This window comes from Massilia yuzhufengensis (assembly GCF_900112225.1).
GTDB lineage: Bacteria > Pseudomonadota > Gammaproteobacteria > Burkholderiales > Burkholderiaceae_D > Telluria > Telluria yuzhufengensis.
Genome location: NZ_FOLD01000011.1, coordinates 1 through 16,131, shown reverse-complemented (window position 1 = coordinate 16,131; position 16,131 = coordinate 1). Strand labels below are relative to the sequence as shown.

Here is a 16,131-nt window from a genome sequence, read left to right as displayed (position 1 = left end):
CGCATTGAACCGGTATCAGGTCAAGCTGCGCCTCGGTTCAGACGTGGTGTGGACGCGCGGCCGGCGTAGCCGGCCACCCTACGATTCCTCGCCATCGGCGCGGTCGGTACCCAGCATCAGCTGCGCCGCCTCGGTCGGCAGCGCTTCCACCGATTTGAGCTTCTTCGCCATCGCGCGGCTGCGCACCTCGGCGCTTTCGATGTTGCGCGCGGCCTTCTCCAGGGTCGCCCTGGTGGTGGCCAGCACATCGCCGAACTTGGTGAACTCGGTCTTCACCGCGCCCAGCACCTGCCACACCTCGGACGAGCGCTTTTCCAGCGCCAGCGTGCGGAAACCCATCTGCAGGCTGTTGAGCAGTGCCGACAAGGTCGACGGGCCGGCGATCGACACCCGCAGGGTGCGCTGCAGGTCGTCCGCCAGGCCAGGCCGGCGCATCACTTCCGCATACAGGCCCTCGGTGGGCAGGAACAGGATCGCGAAATCCGTGGTGGCCGGCGGCGACACGTACTTCTCGCAGATGGTCTTGGCTTCCAGCCGCACCGCGCGTTCGAGTTCGGCGCCGTAGCGCGCCACGCCGTCGGCGTCGGCGCTGTCGGCCGCTTCCAGCAGGCGTTCGTACTGCTCCTTCGGGAACTTGGCGTCGATCGGCAGCCACAATGGCGCGCCGCCGTCGACCACGCCCGGCAGCTTGATCGCGAATTCCACCCGTGCGCCGCTGCCGGCAATGGTCTCGACGTTCTTCGCGTACTGGTCCACGGTGAGTACCTGCTCGAGCAGCATTTCCAGCTGCACTTCGCCCCAGGTGCCGCGGGTCTTGACGTTGGTGAGCACGCGTTTCAGGTCCCCCACGCCGATGGCCAGCTGCTGCATCTCGCCCAGGCCCTGGTGCACTTTTTCCAGGCGCTCGCTCACCTGGCGGAAGGATTCGGTCAGGCGCGTTTCCAGCGTGGCGTGCAGTTTTTCGTCGACCGTCTGGCGCATTTCTTCGAGGCGCTTGGCGTTGTCGAGCTGGAGGTCGCGGATCTTGGTTTCCAGCGTGCCGCGCACTTCGAGCATGCGCTGGGCGTTCGATTCGGTGAGATTGGCCAGGGTCTGCTGCAGCGTGTCGGCGAAGCGCTTGAGCGAGCGGGCCTGCTCTTCGCGGCCGCTGCTCGACTGCAGCTGCATCTGCTGGCGCATGCTGTCGAATTGCTGGACGGCGGCGCCATGGTACTGGCCCATGTGCCCCGCCACTTCCTGGCGCGTGGCCTGGGCGGAACTTTGCAGCTCGCCCCGCAGTTCGCGTTCGAGGCGTTCGATGTGGCGGCCGTCGCCGGCGTTGCGGGCGCGGTTCAGGAGCAGCAGCTGCAGGACGATGACGACCAGCAGCGCCAGCAGGATCAGGAGTTCGACGGGGCCCATGGGTCAGTCGGCCTTGTTCCGCATCCAGTCGGCGGTCTGGTAGAACGACTGCATCAGGCGCATGCGCAGGGCCTCGTCGTAGCCCAGGTCTTCCATCGCCCACGCCATCGCGCGCAGCCACTGGTCGCGCTCGCTCGTGCCGATGGCGAACGGCAGGTGGCGCGCGCGCAGGCGCGGGTGGCCATGGCGTTCCACGAACAGGTCGGGGCCGCCGGTCCATCCGGACAGGAACATGAACAGCTTCTCGCGCGAGCTGTCGTTGGGTTTCGGGTGCAGGGCGTGGATGCCGGCGAATTCCGGCTCCAGTTCCATCAGGTCGTAGAAGCGGTCGACCAGTTCGCGCAGGCGGCTGGCGCCGCCCATCACGTCGTACAAGGTTTGCGGCTCGGGAGTGTTCGATTCAGGCATGGCGCCATGATAGCGCGCCGGGGCAGCACCTGGCCACCCCGGCAAGGCCGCTGTTACAAGCCCTTACGCTTCGCGCAGGGTCTGCAGCGGCGGCTGGCGCAGCACGCTGCGCAGGCCCAGCCAGCCGCCCACCAGCGCGCACAGCGCGCCCACCACGACCCCGGCCAGCCACACGCCGGGTTCGAAGCGCCAGGCGAACTTGAACACGTATTCGGCCAGCACCCAGCCCATCAGGGCCGCGCCGCTGGCCGCCAGCACGCCCGACAGGCTGCCCACCAGCACGAACTCGATCCGCTGCGCCGTCGCCAGCTGGCCGCGGGTGGCGCCCAGCGCGCGCAGCAGCCCTCCCTCGCGGGTGCGCTCGGACTGCGATCCCATCAGCGCCGCATACAGCACCAGCACGCCCGAAGCCAGCGTGAACATGAACAGGAACTCGACCGCCACCACCACCTGGTCGAGCACTTCCTGCAGCTGGCGGATGATGCCGGAGACGTCGATCACCGACAGGTTCGGGTATTCGCGGGTGAGCGTGTTGGTCAGCTTGCCCGCACTACCGGGGAGATGGAAGGCGGTCATGTAGCTCTTGGGCGCGTTCGCCATCGCCGCGGGATTGATGATGACGAAGAAGTTGGCCCGCATCGTGCCCCATTCCAGCTTGCGCAGGCTGGTCACCTTTGCCTCGACCGGCATGCCGCCCATGTCGAAGCGCATGGTGTCGCCCAGCTTGAGCCCGAGCGTGCCGGCCAGCTTCTGTTCCACCGACGCTTCGGCCACGCCCGGTGCGTCCCGGTACCAGCTGCCGGCGACGACTTCGTTCGTTTCCGGCAGGTCGGCCACCGTGGACAGGTTGAACTCGCGCTCGGCCATCCGGCGCGCCTCGCCGTTCTGGTAGGTGTCCCGGGTGAGCTGCTTGCCGTTGATCGCCGTCAGGCGGCCGCGGATCATCGGGTACAGCAGCACGTTCTTGACGCCGGCGCCCACCAGCTGGCGCTCGACGCCGGGCGCCTGGTCGGGCTGGATATTGATGATGAAGCGGTTCGGCGCGTCCGGCGGCGTGGCCATGCGCCAGGCCGACATCAGGTCGCCGCGCACCACGGTGAGCAGCAGCAGCGCCATCAGGCCCAGCGACAGCGACACCACCTGCACCACGGTGGCGCCGGGGCGGCGCTGCAGCGAAGTGATGGCGAAGCGCCAGCTCTGGTTGCTCGACACACCGCGCAGGCGCCGCAGCAGGCGCAGGCCGAGCCAGGCCACCAGGGCAAACACGCCCAGGCCGCCGAGGAAGCCGCCGGCCGTCATCAGGGCCAGTTTCGTGTCGCCGGCCTGCCACAGCAGCAGCGCCAGGAACACGCCGACGCCCAGGCCGTAGGTGGCCAGCGCCAGCGGCTGCGGGGCCGCCTGCTCGCGCCGGATGACGCGGTTGTGCGGCACGTTGCGCAGCTGGAGCACCGGCGGCAGCGCGAAGCCGACCAGCAGCAGCATGCCGGTGGCGACGCCCTGCAGCGCCGGCAACAGCGAGACCGGAGGCAGGTCGGGCGGCAGCAGGCTGCCGATCAGTTCCAGCAAGATGAAGTGGGCGCCGAAGCCGACCAGCACGCCCAGCAGGCTGCCCACCAGGCCGACGATGGCGAATTCGATCAGGTACATGGCGCCGACCTGGTTTTGGGTCATGCCCAGGCAGCGCAGCATTGCGCAGGCGTCGAGGTGGCGCTGCATGAAGCGGCGCGCCGCCATCGCCACGGCCACCGCGGCGAGCATCGCCGACAGCAGGCCGACCAAGGACAGGAAGCTGTCGGCGCGGTCCAGCGTGGCCCTCATTTCGGGGCGGCCGTTTTCGAGCGTTTCGATCCGCACGCCGCGCACGTTGCGCGCGGCGATGTCGGCGCGCAGCCATTTCTCGTAGGCGACGACCGCGCGCATGTCGTTCCTGGAGGGCGAGGCGACCTGCATCCGGTAGCTCACGCGCGAGAAATCGTCCACCAGGCCGGTAGCCGCCAGGTCTTCCAGCGACAGCATCACGCGCGGCGCGAAGTTGGCGAACGAGGCGCCTTTATCGGGCTCGGTGGCGATCAGCTGGGCGATGCGGAACTGCTTGTCGCCCAGCTGGATGGTGGCGCCGACGCTGGTGCGCAGCGCCGGCAGCAGGTTGGCGTCGACCCAGACCGTGCCCGGTGTCGGGGTGGCGGTGGTCTTCTGGCCGAGGGCGCGGCTGGCTTGCTCCGGGTCGGTTGTAAGGGTGAGCTGGCCGCGCAGCGGATAGCCGCTGGAGACGGCCTTCACCGCCGCCAGCTGCGCGCTCGAGGCGTCGCCTTGTCCCGCCTGCGCCATGCTCTGGAAGGTGACCGTCTCGGCCACCAGCAGGCCGCGCCGGCGCGCTTCCTCGCGCCAGCCCTTCTGGATCGGGTCGTCGGCATTGACCAGCAGGTCGGCGCCGAGCAGCTGGTGGGCGTCGCGGTTCAGGCCCGCGCGCATGCGGTCGATGAAAAAGCCCACCGAGGACAGGGCCGACACGGCAATGATGAGGGCCACCAGCAGGAAGCGCAGCTCGCCCGCGCGCCAGTCGCGAGCGGTCATGCGGAGGGACTGGCGGAAGGCAGAAAAGCGCATGCGGCGTCCTTAGGCGGTGGCGGCGTGGGAAAAGAAATCGTCGACCTCGGCCAGGTAGGCGCGCTTGCGCTCCGGGTCGAGGAAGGAGGCGGCGAAGCTGTTGCGCGCCAGCTGGCGCGCGTGGCCGGCGTCAAGCGGCAAGGCCTCGAAGGCGGCGATGAAGTTGTCGTTCATGTAGCCGCCGAAATAGGCCGGGTCGTCCGAATTGACGGTGGCGGCCAGGCCCTGGTCGAGCAGCTCGCGCAGGTTGTGGCTCCCCATGACGTCGAACACGCGCAGCTTGATGTTCGACAGCGGGCAGACCGTGAGCGCCATCTGCTCGCGCACCAGGCGCGCCACCAGTTCCGGGCTTTCCAGGCTGCGTACGCCGTGGTCGATGCGCTCCACCTTGAGCACGTCGAGCGCGCTTTCGATGTAGGCCGGTGGGCCCTCCTCGCCCGCATGCGCCACCAGGCGCAGGCCGAGCTGGCGGGCGCGCTCGAACACGCGCGCGAATTTTTCCGGCGGGTGGCCAACCTCGGACGAATCCAGGCCCACGCCGATGATCTTGTCGCGGTAGGGCAGCGACTCGTCCAGCGTGGCCAGCGCTTCTTCCTCGGACAGGTGGCGCAGGAAGCACATGATGAGGGTGGCGCTGACCGGGCCTTCCTGGCAGGCGCGCCAGATCCCGTTGATCACGGTTTCAAATGGCACGCCGCGCGCGGTATGGGTTTGCGGGTCGAAGAAGATCTCGGCGTGGCGTACATTGTCGGCATGTGCGCGCGCCAGGTAGGCGGCGGTCATGTCGTAGAAGTCCTGCTCGGTGAGCAGCACGCTGGCGCCGGCGTAATAGATGTCGAGGAAGGATTGCAGGTCACTGAAAGCGTAGGCCGCGCGCAACGCCTCGACCGAGGGGTAGGGCAGCGACACACCGTTTCTTTGTGCCAGCGCAAAAATCAGCTCGGGCTCCAGCGAACCTTCAATGTGGATGTGCAATTCTGCCTTTGGCATGTTCTGCAGGATGCTGCGCAGCTGTTCATTCAACATGATTTCTCCGGCGTGAACGTGGTTCGTGTGGACGTGGCCGACAAGTGTAACGCATGCCCGCCGGGCCCTCGTGCCATAGGAAAAAACGGGGACGTGTATTGACCGTATGCGTGCGCCACAGCTTGACCATATCGTGCAATATCGACTCACCATTATTGAATTTTACGCAGCCTCGAGCGGCACGAATCGGACGCTCCAGCGCGCCATTGGCGGCCCCTTCCGGAGCCCCGTTCCGGAGCCCGGCCGAGGCGCCAAAAACAGCCGTTTCCTTATTCGATTCAAGCACTTGCAAATGCAGTTCCAGCTCACACGACACTGCTTTGACTTCGGGAACTAATAGGCACATAATAAATTTCACAAACGCAAAAAAAGACACTCTCCAAACAAGCGGGAGACCGGACCGGGGCCATCGGCACCATCCGGGACGACAACAAGAAAAGCGCAGCATCGGTGGCGCCGGCGATCCCGGTTCCAGGTGCGGGCGACCCATAAGGAGCAAGTCAAGAAAAACATACCGGGGCCCTGGGCAGCCCCGCAGCACGCGGCTGCCGTGACAGTGATCGTTGTTAGCACATTAAAGGACACACGAAATGAGCATCTTTGACAACTACGCAGCCCGCTATGAGCGTACCAAGGAAGAGGAATACTCCATGTCGGAGTTCCTCGCGCTGTGCAAGAAGGATCCCCTCACGTACGCCAGCGCTCCGGAACGCATGCTTGCCGCGATCGGCGATCCGACCCTGATCGATACCCGCCTCGACCCGCGTTTGTCGCGCATCTTCGCCAACAAGGTGATCAAGGTCTACCCGGCCTTCCGCGAGTTCTACGGCATGGAAGAAGTGATCGAGCAGGTCGTTTCCTACTTCCGCCACGCGGCTCAGGGCCTGGAAGAACGCAAGCAGATCCTCTACCTGCTCGGGCCTGTCGGCGGCGGCAAGTCGTCGATCGCCGAAAAGCTCAAGAGCCTGATGGAACACGTGCCCTTCTACGCGATCAAGGGCTCGCCCGTGAACGAGTCGCCGCTGGGCCTGTTCAACGAACTCGAGGACGGCACCATCCTCGAAGAAGACTACGGCATCCCGCGCCGCTACTTGCGCACCATCCCGAGCCCGTGGGCGGTCAAGCGCCTGCACGAGTTCGGCGGCGACATCAACAAGTTCCGCGTCGTCAAGCGCTACCCGTCCATCCTCAAGCAGGTCGCGGTCTCCAAGACCGAGCCGGGCGACGAAAACAACCAGGATATTTCCTCGCTGGTCGGCAAGGTCGACATCCGCAAGCTCGAAGACTACGCGCAGGACGATCCGGACGCCTACAGCTATTCCGGCGGCCTGTGCCTGGCCAACCAGGGCCTGATGGAATTCGTCGAGATGTTCAAGGCGCCGATCAAGGTGCTGCACCCGCTGCTCACCGCCACCCAGGAAGGCAACTACAAGGGCACCGAGGGCTTCGGCGCGATTCCTTTCGAGGGCATCGTGCTGGCCCACTCCAACGAGTCCGAGTGGAAAACCTTCCGCAACAACCGCAACAACGAAGCCTTCCTCGACCGCATCTACATCGTCAAGGTGCCTTACTGCCTGCGCGTGTCCGATGAAGTGAAGATCTACGACAAGCTGCTGTACAACTCCTCGCTCGACAAGGCGCCATGCGCGCCCGGCACCCTGCGCATGATGGCGCAGTTCGCGATCCTGTCGCGCCTGAAGGACCCGGAGAATTCCAGCATCTATTCCAAGATGCTGGTGTACGACGGCGAGAACCTCAAGGACACCGACCCCAAGGCCAAGTCGCTGCACGAATACGTCGACTACGCCGGCGTGGACGAGGGCATGAATGGCCTGTCGACCCGCTTCGCGTTCAAGATCCTGTCCAAGGTCTTCAACTTCGACAATACCGAAGTGGCAGCCAACCCGGTCCACCTGCTCTACGTGCTCGAGCAGCAGATCGAGCGCGAGCAATTCCCGCCGGAGACCGAACAGCGCTACCACTCGTATATCAAGGAGCACCTGGCCCAGCGCTATGTCGACTTCATCGGCAAGGAAATCCAGACCGCCTACCTGGAAAGCTACTCCGAATACGGCCAGAACATTTTTGACCGTTATGTGACCTTCGCCGACTTCTGGATCCAGGACCAGGAATTCCGCGACCCGGATACCGGCGAGAGTTTTGATCGCGAATCGCTCAACGCAGAGCTGGAAAAAATCGAGAAGCCGGCCGGCATCTCGAACCCGAAGGATTTCCGCAACGAGATCGTCAACTTTAGCCTGCGTGCCCGGGCCACCAATGCCGGCAAGAACCCGGCCTGGACCAGCTACGAGAAATTCCGCAGCGTGATCGAGAAGAAGATGTTCTCGAATACCGAGGAATTGCTGCCGGTGATTTCCTTCAATGCGAAAGCCAGTGCCGAGGATGCGAACAAGCATGCCGACTTCGTGGCCCGCATGGTCGAGAAAGGCTATACGCCGAAACAGGTGCGCCTGCTGTGCGAATGGTATTTGCGCGTGAGGAAGTCCTCCTGAGCGGGCTGGGCGCCGGGCGGCGGCGCAGGCCCCGCCTCCCGCCGCCCGCCCCGCAGGCCGTGTGCGCACCGTACGCGCATTCGCACAGCGTATTAAGATAGGGGCACCGGGAGCTTGCCGGTCCGCCGCTAGCCAGTACTTAGAGCAGGAGGCCTGTTTTGACTTACCTCATCGACCGTCGCTTGCAGGGCAAGAACAAGTCAGCGGTCAACCGCGAACGCTTCCTGCGCCGCTACAAGGCGCAGATCAAGGATGCGGTGGGCCGCGCGATCAAGGGCCGCTCGATCACCGACATCGAGAGCGGCGAGAAGGTCACGATCCCCGTCAAGGACGTGAACGAGCCCCACTTCGGCCATGCCCACGGGGGCGTCTGGGAAACCGTCAACCCCGGCAATACCGAATACCAGAAAGGCGACCAGTTCAACCGCCCACGCAGCGGCGGCGGTTCCGGGCGCGGCCGTGCCGGCAACAGCGACCAGACCAACGAAGACGACTTCATCTTCGAGCTCTCGCGCGAAGAATTCATGAACTACTTCTTCGAAGACCTCGAGCTGCCGAACATGGTCAAGACGCAGCTGTCGCAAACCGTCGAATTCAAGAACCAGCGCGCCGGCTACAACGTGTCGGGCACGCCTTCCAACATCCACGTGCTGCGCTCGCTGCGCGGCGCACTGGGGCGCCGCATCGCCGTGGGCGGCCCCAGCAAGCGCCAGCTGAAAGACGCCGAACTCGAACTGCAGGCCTTGTTAGAGGCCGGCGCCCCCGACGACGAGCCCATGGTGGTCGAGCTGCGCGAGCGCATCCACCACCTGCACATCCGGCTCAATGCCATCCCCTTCATCGACCCCTTCGACCTGCGCTACTCGAACCGGGTCAAGATTCCCAAGCCCAGCACCCAGGCCGTGATGTTCTGCATCATGGACGTGTCCGGCTCGATGGACGAAACCCGCAAGGACACCGCCAAGCGCTTCTTCATCCTGCTCTACCTCTTCCTCAAGCGCGTGTACGAGAAGATCGAGGTCGTCTTCATCCGCCACCATACGGCCGCGGCCGAGGTCGACGAGAACGAATTCTTCCACTCGCGCGAATCCGGCGGCACGGTGGTGTCCTCGGCCCTGCACCTGCTGCAAAAGGTGCTTGCCGAGCGCTACGGCAGTTCGGACTGGAACGCCTACGTGGCCCAGGCCTCGGACGGCGACAACTGGGACAACGACTCGGTGCTGTGCCGGCAAATCCTGAACAACGCCATCATGCCGCGGGTCCAGTACTACACCTACGTCGAGATCACCGACGGCCCGCCGCAAAACCTGTGGGAGCAATATTGCGAGGTCGCCGGCCACCACAAGAATTTCGCGATGCAGAAGATCGTCACCCCGGCCGACATCTACCCGGTCTTCCGCGAGCTGTTCAAGAAACAGCCGAAGTAGCGAGCCGCAAGCAATGAACGGAGTCACCATGCCAAGAGACCCGAGCAACCCGCGCGCCCTGCCGGAGCAGTCCGAATGGACCTTCGACCTGATCGAACAGGCGCACGAGGAAATCAAGCGGGTGGCCAAACGCTACGGCCTGGACACCTACCCGAACCAGCTGGAAATCATCACCGCCGAGCAGATGATGGACGCCTACACCTCCGTCGGCATGCCGGTGTCGTACAACCACTGGTCGTTCGGCAAGCACTTCCTCACCACCGAAAAAAGCTACAAGCGCGGCCAGATGGGCCTGGCCTACGAGATCGTCATCAACTCGAACCCCTGCATCGCCTACCTGATGGAAGAGAACAGCCTCACCATGCAGGCGCTGGTGATTGCGCATGCTGCTTACGGGCACAATTCATTTTTCAAGGGCAACTACCTGTTCCGCACCTGGACCGACGCCGACGCCATCGTCGACTACATGGTGTTTGCCAAGAACTACATCGCCGAATGCGAACAGCGCTACGGTATCGATGCCGTGGAAGACTTGCTCGATTCCTGCCACGCACTGCAGAACTATGGCGTCGACCGCTACAAGCGGCCAGCCAAGCTTTCCATCGCCCAGGAAACGGCGCGCCAGAAAGAGCGCGAGGAATACGCCCAGTCGCAAGTCAACGAAATCTGGCGCACCCTCCCGCTGCGCGAAGAACAGGTGGCCAATGCCGCGCCGCTGCGTTTCCCGCCCGAGCCCGAGGAAAACCTGCTCTACTTCATCGAAAAATATGCCCCGCTGCTGGAACCCTGGCAGCGCGAGCTGGTGCGCATCACGCGCAAGATTTCCCAATATTTCTATCCGCAGCGCCAGACCCAGGTGATGAACGAGGGCTGGGCCACCTTCTGGCACTACACCATCCTGCAAGACCTCTATAAAGAGGGCATCGTCGGCGACGGCTTCATGCTCGAGTTCCTGCAGAGCCACACCAACGTCGTGTACCAGCCGCCGGCGACCAGCCCCTATTACAGCGGCATCAACCCGTACGCGCTCGGATTCGCGATGATGACCGACATTCGCCGCATTTGCGAGGAACCGACGCCCGAAGACCGGGCCTGGTTCCCGGACATGGCGGGCAGCGACTGGCTCAAGACGCTCGACTTTGCGATGCGCAACTTCAAGGACGAGAGCTTCATCGCCCAATACCTGTCGCCCAAGCTGATCCGCGATTTCCACTTCTTCGCCGTGCTCGACGACGACCGCAGCGACAAGCTCACCATCTCGGCCATCCACGACGAGCAGGGCTACCGCTACGTGCGCCACAAGCTGGCCGAGCAGTACAACATCGGCAGCCGCGAACCCAACATCCAGGTCTGGCAGGTGAACACGCGCGACGACCGCGCCCTCACCCTGCGCCACACCCAGTTCAACCGCCGGCCCCTGAACCAGCAGGCCCAGGAAGTGCTCAAGCATGTCGCGCGCCTGTGGGGCTTCGATGTGCGGCTCGAAACCGTGGACCCGGCCGGCCACGTGGTCAGCTTCCTGGAGTGCCGGCGCGAGAAACGCGGCCGCTGAGCGGGCCCGGGCACCCCGCCCCTGGGCGGGGTGCGTTCCTCATGGCAATCCATGCTGCCAGGCTGCTCACCCTGCCCTTGCGGCTTTCCACTATTCAATCCGGCGGCGGGCCACGCTGGCGCCGCTGCGCTGGTTCGGCAGCAGGCCAACAGATCGGACCTCCCTTACCCACGCAACCCAGGCATCGTTTCCATGCGTGACCGCATGTTTTACCACCCGTTTCCCGTCAAAACACCAACACAACGCAATTTTTTTGCGTGTCTGTGCGCGAACACTCTGTTCAAAACGCTAAAATCCATGTAGTTTTGCTATGCATGAGCGTCGGGAATCTCGTGAAACGGTTGTCAGACGCACAACTGAAGCATATCAAGACGCATTTCGCCCATTACTTTCAGCTATACAAAGGGGCCGGTGGGCACGCGATCCTGGCTGCTCAACAGTACGCCCGGGTTGACGGAAACTGGCTATAGTTTTCATAAAGACGGCAGAACCGTCATACGAAATTTGCCGTATAGCGGTTTTAGCATGAATAATTTGGTGATTACGGCATCGGAGCCTGATGATCCACAGATGGAGGAGGACAGCTACATAAATTTACAATTCCCCCCTGCTTTCTGGACCACGGACACCCCGGCGCAAGGCTTGTATAGATGCGCTTGTTTGCCTGTTTTTACGGGCAGATACGCCCCTTTCAGGGGTGTAAAAATGTATGCTCAAAAAAGGATTCGTAGGTATAATTCCGCGAATGTCCCGGATGCGGCCCTAGGTTTTTGTCGTGTTTAGTGGGTTTAGTGGCAACAAAAAAGAGTTGGTATTGGAGAAAGATGGCATGAATTTTACGCATGAGAAGAACCCGGGAAAGAACTTCACAGGTCTCGCCATTGTCATCCTGTTGCACGTTCTGGTAGCTTGGGCGGTCGTCAATGGCCTGGGCACCCGGATCGTGAACAAGGTAACCGAGGCTGTGGAAACCAAACTGATCGAAGAGGTGAAGCCGCCTCCACCGCCAGATACGCCGCCACCGCCGCCACCGCCGGAAATGAAGGCTCCGCCACCGCCATTCATTCCACCGGTCGAAGTGCAGGTGCAAACGCCTCCGCCACCAGCGAACGCGATCACGACGGCAACCAACACGCCGCCGCCGACCACGTCGCTGGCGCCTCCGGCCCCACCGGCACCGCCAGCTCCGCCGGCAGCGCCACGTGGCCCGAGCCGCACCGAGGCAGTCGCAGACTTCAACACTTGCGCACGCCCGGAATATCCGCGTTCGTCGCAGCGTAACGAAGAAACGGGTACCACGACCCTCCAGTTCCTGATTGGTGTCGATGGTCGCGTGATGGATTCCAAATTGTCGAAGACCAGTGGCTTCCGCGATTTGGACCGAGCCGCCCAGTCGGCTCTGAGCAAATGCCGATTCAAGCCGGCCATGGTTGATGGCCAGCCGCAACAGGCGTGGACAGCGGTGCAGTACGTCTGGACGCTGGAATAAAACCGAGACAGAACACCGTCTCAACTCTATGATTTTCGTTGTTACTAAGTTCAGCGAACTGTCTATTTTATATTTTTGGAGGAAGCATGTTTAAGAATACCCGTTTGTCCGCTATGCTGGCGGCTGTCCTGTTCTCGGTAACGGCGGCATCGGCCCTGGTCTCCGCACCAGCCTTCGCTGACGCTCCTGCCGCAGGCGCCACCGCTCCGGCGGCTGACGCGGCTGCAGCTCCTGCTGCCGACGCAGCTGCTGCACCGGCTGCCGACGCAGCTGCTGCACCGGCTGGCGACGCTGCCGCTCCGGCCGCTGCTGGCGCTACGGAAGAAGTCCACAACCCATACGGCATCGGCGCCATGTGGGAAGAAGGCGACTTCGTCAACAAAGGCACCATCATCATCCTGGCCCTGATGTCCATCGGTTCGTGGTACATCATCATCACCAAGCTGATCGACCAGCAAAAAATCATGCGCCAGTCGAAGGAAGCTTCGGCCAAGTTCTGGAAAGCTCCTTCGATCGCTGCCGGTTCGGCATCGCTGAAAGAAGGCTCGCCATTCCGCTTCATCGCTGAAACCGGCACCAAGGCAACCCAGCACCACGACGGCGCCCTGCTCGAGCAGATCGACCTGTCGACCTGGGTCACCATGCAGATCCAGCGCGCAGTGGACCGCGTCCAGTCGCGCCTGCAAGACGGCCTGTCGTTCCTGGCAACCGTCGGTTCGACCTCGCCGTTCATCGGCCTGTTCGGTACCGTCTGGGGCATCTACAACGCGCTGACCGCCATCGGTATGTCGGGTAACGCGTCGATCGACAAAGTGGCAGGCCCAGTGGGTGAAGCACTGATCATGACCGCATTCGGTCTGTTCGTGGCAGTTCCTGCGGTCCTGGGTTACAACTGGCTGGTGCGTCGCAACAAGTCGGTCATGGAAGACGTCCGTTCGTTCTCGGCTGACGTGCACTCGGTCCTGATCTCGGGCGCCATGTCGACCTCGAACGCCGCTGCCGGCGCCAAGAAGGCTGGCTAATCATGTCGATGAGTGTCGGCTCCGATTCCGGAGATGAAGATGCAGTGATGTCAGAAATCAACACGACGCCGCTAGTCGACATCATGTTGGTTCTTCTGATCATCTTCCTGATCACTAGCCCGGTCGTTCTGAATCTGCAGAAAGTTGCACTGCCTGCGGAGTCGAACGAGGTTACCAAGACCAAGCCGGAAGACGTCAACATCACCATCAACAAAGATGGCGAGATGTACTACAACCAGACGCGCATCGCGAACACGGACGAGCTGTTCAAGTTCCTCGCGGAGCAGTCGGTGAAGCAGCCGCAGCCGGCAGTGAAAGTTCGTGGCGACCAGGAAAGCCGCTACGAAGCGATCGGCCGGGTGATTTACACGGCTCAACGTGCTGGGATTCAGAAGGTCGGTTTCGTTATCGAACCGCCTGACAGGGGCTAAGACCCTGTCCGCGGTGCCGGTTTCCCCCAGGGGCCCGGCGCCGCGTCCGTTACCCAACATTTGAAAAGGAAACACCATGAGCATGAACGTGGGTTCGGGCTCCGCAAAAGGAGCCGATCCGGAACCGATGATGGAAATGAACATGACGCCGCTGATCGACGTCCTGCTCGTTCTGATCATTATGATGATTATCACGATTCCGAAACAAAACCACTCGGTCAACCTGAACATGCCGGTGGGTACCCCGCCGCCATCGACGGTGAAGCCAGTGGTCGTCACGATCGACGTGGACTTCGACGGAACCATCCTCTGGGATGGCGAAGTCATCCCGGATCGTGCAGGCCTGGAAGCCAAGATGAACAGCGTCGCTGCGATGCCTGACCAGCCGGAAGTGCATCTGCGTCCGAACAAGCTGGTCGAGTACAAGGTGGTTGCCGGCGTCATGGCTACCGCCCAGCGCCTCGGCGTCACCAAGATCGGCATGGTCGGTAACGAGCAGTTCCAGTAATCGATGCATGTATGACCAACACGGCAGGGTTTCCCTGCCGTGTCCATTTTGAAAGAAGGATGTTTTCAGATGATTAAATTCCGTCTCGCACACCTTGGCCTCGCACTGGCCGCCCTCGGTTTCACCGCTGCCCTGCCGGTCGTCGGCCTGGCGCCCGTGCATGCCGCGGTCCTGCGTGCCGAAATCGGCAAGCCGATCCAGCAAGCGCAAACGCTGATGAAGCAAGGTAATCACAAGGGCGCCCTGGCAGCACTGCGCGACGCGGACAAAGCGGCCAAGGACGACAACGAGCGCTTCCTGATCGAGCGCGTGCGCGCATCGGCGGCCTCGTCGGCTGGCGACTGGAACACCGCGGCCAGTTCGTTCGAAAAGCTGCTGGACTCGGGCAAGCTCAACGCCAATGAGCGCTCGCAGTTCTCGGAAGGCCTGGTCGGCATCTACATGCGTGCCGGCGACCTGAGCAAGGCAAACGCCACCATCCTGAAACTGCTCAAGAACGGCAACGATCCGAAGCTGCGCGCCTACCTGATGCAGAACTATTACAAGCAAGGCAATGTCGCCGCGCTTGAGCAGGAATTGCGCAATGCCGAAAAGAGCGGCCGCCTGAGCGAAGACGAGCTCGGCATGCTGGCAAACATCCAGCTCAAGAAAAACGACAAGGCAGGCTACGTCAACACCATCGAAAAGCTGGCCTCCAGCTATCCGAAGACCCAGTATTGGACCGACCTCCTGAACCGCGTGCAGGGCAAGCCTGGCTTCTCCAGCCGCCTGTCGGTCGACGTCTACCGCCTGAAGCTGGCCAACAACCTGCTGAAAAAACCGAGCGAGTTCATGGAAATGGCCCAGCTGGTGCTGCAGGCGAAAGCCCCGGCCGAAGCGCTGAAGGTCATCGACAAGGGCTACAAGGCCGGCGCCCTGGGCACCGGTACCGATGCGCCGCGCCACCAGCGCCTGAAAGAACTTGCAGAGAAGAACTTGGCTGAGCAGAACAAGAGCGTCGCCGCCCTGGAAGCCGAATACACGGCCGCCAAGGACAACGACGCACTGGTCGCCCTCGGTTACGCACTGGTGCAGGCTGGCCAGGCCGACAAGGGCCTGAAGATGATGGAAGCCGCCATCAAGGCCGGCGGCCTGCGCTACGGCGACGAAGCCAAGCTGCGCCTTGGCGAAGCCTACGCTGCAGCCGGTAAGAAGCAGCAAGCCATCAGCACGCTCAAGTCGGTTGGCGGCAAGGAAGGCACTGCCGACCTGGCCCGCTACTGGATCATGGCCATCAACCGTCCGGTTGCCTGATCGACCATCGCGTTACGCGTCATGAAACGCCGCCTGTTCGCAGGCGGCGTTTTTTTTGGCGCTGTCACTCTTTGCTATGGATGGGTTTGATTGCCAGGCGCAGCAATCCCTCGGCAGACTTGACGCGCCCGCCATCGAGCGCCCTGCGCCAGCCCAGGTAGTTCGTCAGGTAGCGGGACGCGACGCCGTGGAAGCGCGCCAGCCAGTCGCGCAGGCGGCGGTGGTAGGCATTCACGTTTTGGACATGGATGGCGCCTTCGCTGCTGCGACGCACCCGCTCGCCGGCGCGCAGGTTGACGTACTGGTGGGCGATGCCGTGGCGCCGGCTGAACGCCCGGTAGGCCGCGTTGGCGTCGGTTACCAGCAGCACTTGGGGATCGAGCATCGGTAACAGGTGCCGTTCGAGCTCGAGCGCGCTCACGGCCCCGCGTCCGGTAACGGCATCGCAGGTCTG

13 protein-coding genes are annotated in these 16,131 nt (G+C 63.0%); 8 read left to right on the top strand and 5 right to left on the bottom strand.

Annotated features, from left to right (window positions below; translation table 11 throughout):
• Positions 1–78: 78 nt before the first annotated feature.
• The 4 genes from BM031_RS11210 to BM031_RS11195 all read right to left on the bottom strand — a co-directional run bounded on the left by BM031_RS11210 (position 79) and on the right by BM031_RS11195 (position 5,442).
• Positions 79–1,401, bottom strand: a complete 1,323-nt coding sequence (locus tag BM031_RS11210) for a DNA recombination protein RmuC (RefSeq protein ID WP_091874658.1) — start codon at positions 1,399–1,401, stop codon at positions 79–81.
• A 3-nt stretch (positions 1,402–1,404) separates the two neighbouring features.
• Positions 1,405–1,809 carry a group II truncated hemoglobin gene (locus tag BM031_RS11205; RefSeq protein WP_091874657.1) on the bottom strand — a complete coding sequence of 135 codons (405 nt, stop codon included), beginning with the start codon at positions 1,807–1,809 and terminating at the stop codon, positions 1,405–1,407.
• 63 nt (positions 1,810–1,872) lie between these two features.
• Positions 1,873–4,416 carry an ABC transporter permease gene (locus BM031_RS11200; RefSeq protein WP_229408794.1) on the bottom strand — a complete coding sequence of 848 codons (2,544 nt, stop codon included), beginning with the start codon at positions 4,414–4,416 and terminating at the stop codon, positions 1,873–1,875.
• Between the two features lie 9 nt (positions 4,417–4,425).
• Positions 4,426–5,442, bottom strand: coding sequence for an adenosine deaminase (locus BM031_RS11195; protein WP_091874656.1), 1,017 nt, complete (start codon positions 5,440–5,442; stop codon positions 4,426–4,428).
• Positions 5,443–6,032: 590 nt separating this feature from the next.
• Between BM031_RS11195 and BM031_RS11185 the strand changes: the two genes are divergently transcribed.
• The 8 genes from BM031_RS11185 (at position 6,033) to BM031_RS11150 (ending at position 15,677) form a co-directional block, all read left to right on the top strand.
• Positions 6,033–7,955, top strand: coding sequence for a PrkA family serine protein kinase (locus BM031_RS11185; protein WP_091874654.1), 1,923 nt, complete (start codon positions 6,033–6,035; stop codon positions 7,953–7,955).
• Between the two features lie 158 nt (positions 7,956–8,113).
• Positions 8,114–9,382 (top strand): YeaH/YhbH family protein, encoded by a 1,269-nt coding sequence (locus tag BM031_RS11180; RefSeq protein WP_091874653.1) that lies wholly within the window; start codon positions 8,114–8,116, stop codon positions 9,380–9,382.
• A 28-nt stretch (positions 9,383–9,410) separates the two neighbouring features.
• Positions 9,411–10,934 (top strand): SpoVR family protein, encoded by a 1,524-nt coding sequence (locus BM031_RS11175; protein ID WP_091874652.1) that lies wholly within the window; start codon positions 9,411–9,413, stop codon positions 10,932–10,934.
• Between the two features lie 829 nt (positions 10,935–11,763).
• The gene (locus tag BM031_RS11170) at positions 11,764–12,423 is read left to right on the top strand and encodes an energy transducer TonB (RefSeq protein WP_091874770.1); all 660 of its coding nucleotides are present in this window, start codon (positions 11,764–11,766) and stop codon (positions 12,421–12,423) included.
• An 86-nt stretch (positions 12,424–12,509) separates the two neighbouring features.
• On the top strand, positions 12,510–13,445 hold the full coding sequence (locus tag BM031_RS11165) for a MotA/TolQ/ExbB proton channel family protein (RefSeq protein WP_218147587.1): 936 nt from the start codon (positions 12,510–12,512) through the stop codon (positions 13,443–13,445).
• Between the two features lie 2 nt (positions 13,446–13,447).
• Entirely contained in the window at positions 13,448–13,876 is a 429-nt protein-coding gene (locus BM031_RS11160) for an ExbD/TolR family protein (RefSeq protein WP_091874650.1), read from the top strand.
• A gap of 76 nt (positions 13,877–13,952) precedes the next feature.
• Entirely contained in the window at positions 13,953–14,384 is a 432-nt protein-coding gene (locus tag BM031_RS11155; protein ID WP_177207720.1) for an ExbD/TolR family protein, read from the top strand.
• 69 nt (positions 14,385–14,453) lie between these two features.
• Positions 14,454–15,677 carry a tetratricopeptide repeat protein gene (locus tag BM031_RS11150; RefSeq protein ID WP_091874649.1) on the top strand — a complete coding sequence of 408 codons (1,224 nt, stop codon included), beginning with the start codon at positions 14,454–14,456 and terminating at the stop codon, positions 15,675–15,677.
• Positions 15,678–15,741: 64 nt separating this feature from the next.
• Here BM031_RS11150 and BM031_RS11145 read toward each other — a convergent pair.
• Positions 15,742–16,131, bottom strand: a 390-nt coding sequence (locus BM031_RS11145) for an IS1595 family transposase (RefSeq protein ID WP_143084567.1), incomplete at its 5' end; no start/stop codon positions are given.

Excerpts from the sequence above, each read along its gene's own strand:
- BM031_RS11175 (WP_091874652.1), top strand. The coding sequence starts at position 9,411 with ATGCCAAGAGACCCGAGCAACCCGCGCGCCCTGCCGGAGCAGTCCGAA.
- BM031_RS11160 (WP_091874650.1), top strand. The coding sequence starts at position 13,448 with ATGTCGATGAGTGTCGGCTCCGATTCCGGAGATGAAGATGCAGTGATG.
- BM031_RS11155 (WP_177207720.1), top strand. The coding sequence starts at position 13,953 with ATGAGCATGAACGTGGGTTCGGGCTCCGCAAAAGGAGCCGATCCGGAA.
- BM031_RS11195 (WP_091874656.1), bottom strand. The coding sequence starts at position 5,442 with ATGTTGAATGAACAGCTGCGCAGCATCCTGCAGAACATGCCAAAGGCA.
- BM031_RS11205 (WP_091874657.1), bottom strand. The coding sequence starts at position 1,809 with ATGCCTGAATCGAACACTCCCGAGCCGCAAACCTTGTACGACGTGATG.
- BM031_RS11185 (WP_091874654.1), top strand. The coding sequence starts at position 6,033 with ATGAGCATCTTTGACAACTACGCAGCCCGCTATGAGCGTACCAAGGAA.
- BM031_RS11210 (WP_091874658.1), bottom strand. The coding sequence starts at position 1,401 with ATGGGCCCCGTCGAACTCCTGATCCTGCTGGCGCTGCTGGTCGTCATC.
- BM031_RS11170 (WP_091874770.1), top strand. The coding sequence starts at position 11,764 with ATGAATTTTACGCATGAGAAGAACCCGGGAAAGAACTTCACAGGTCTC.
- BM031_RS11165 (WP_218147587.1), top strand. The coding sequence starts at position 12,510 with ATGTTTAAGAATACCCGTTTGTCCGCTATGCTGGCGGCTGTCCTGTTC.
- BM031_RS11200 (WP_229408794.1), bottom strand. The coding sequence starts at position 4,416 with ATGCGCTTTTCTGCCTTCCGCCAGTCCCTCCGCATGACCGCTCGCGAC.
- BM031_RS11150 (WP_091874649.1), top strand. The coding sequence starts at position 14,454 with ATGATTAAATTCCGTCTCGCACACCTTGGCCTCGCACTGGCCGCCCTC.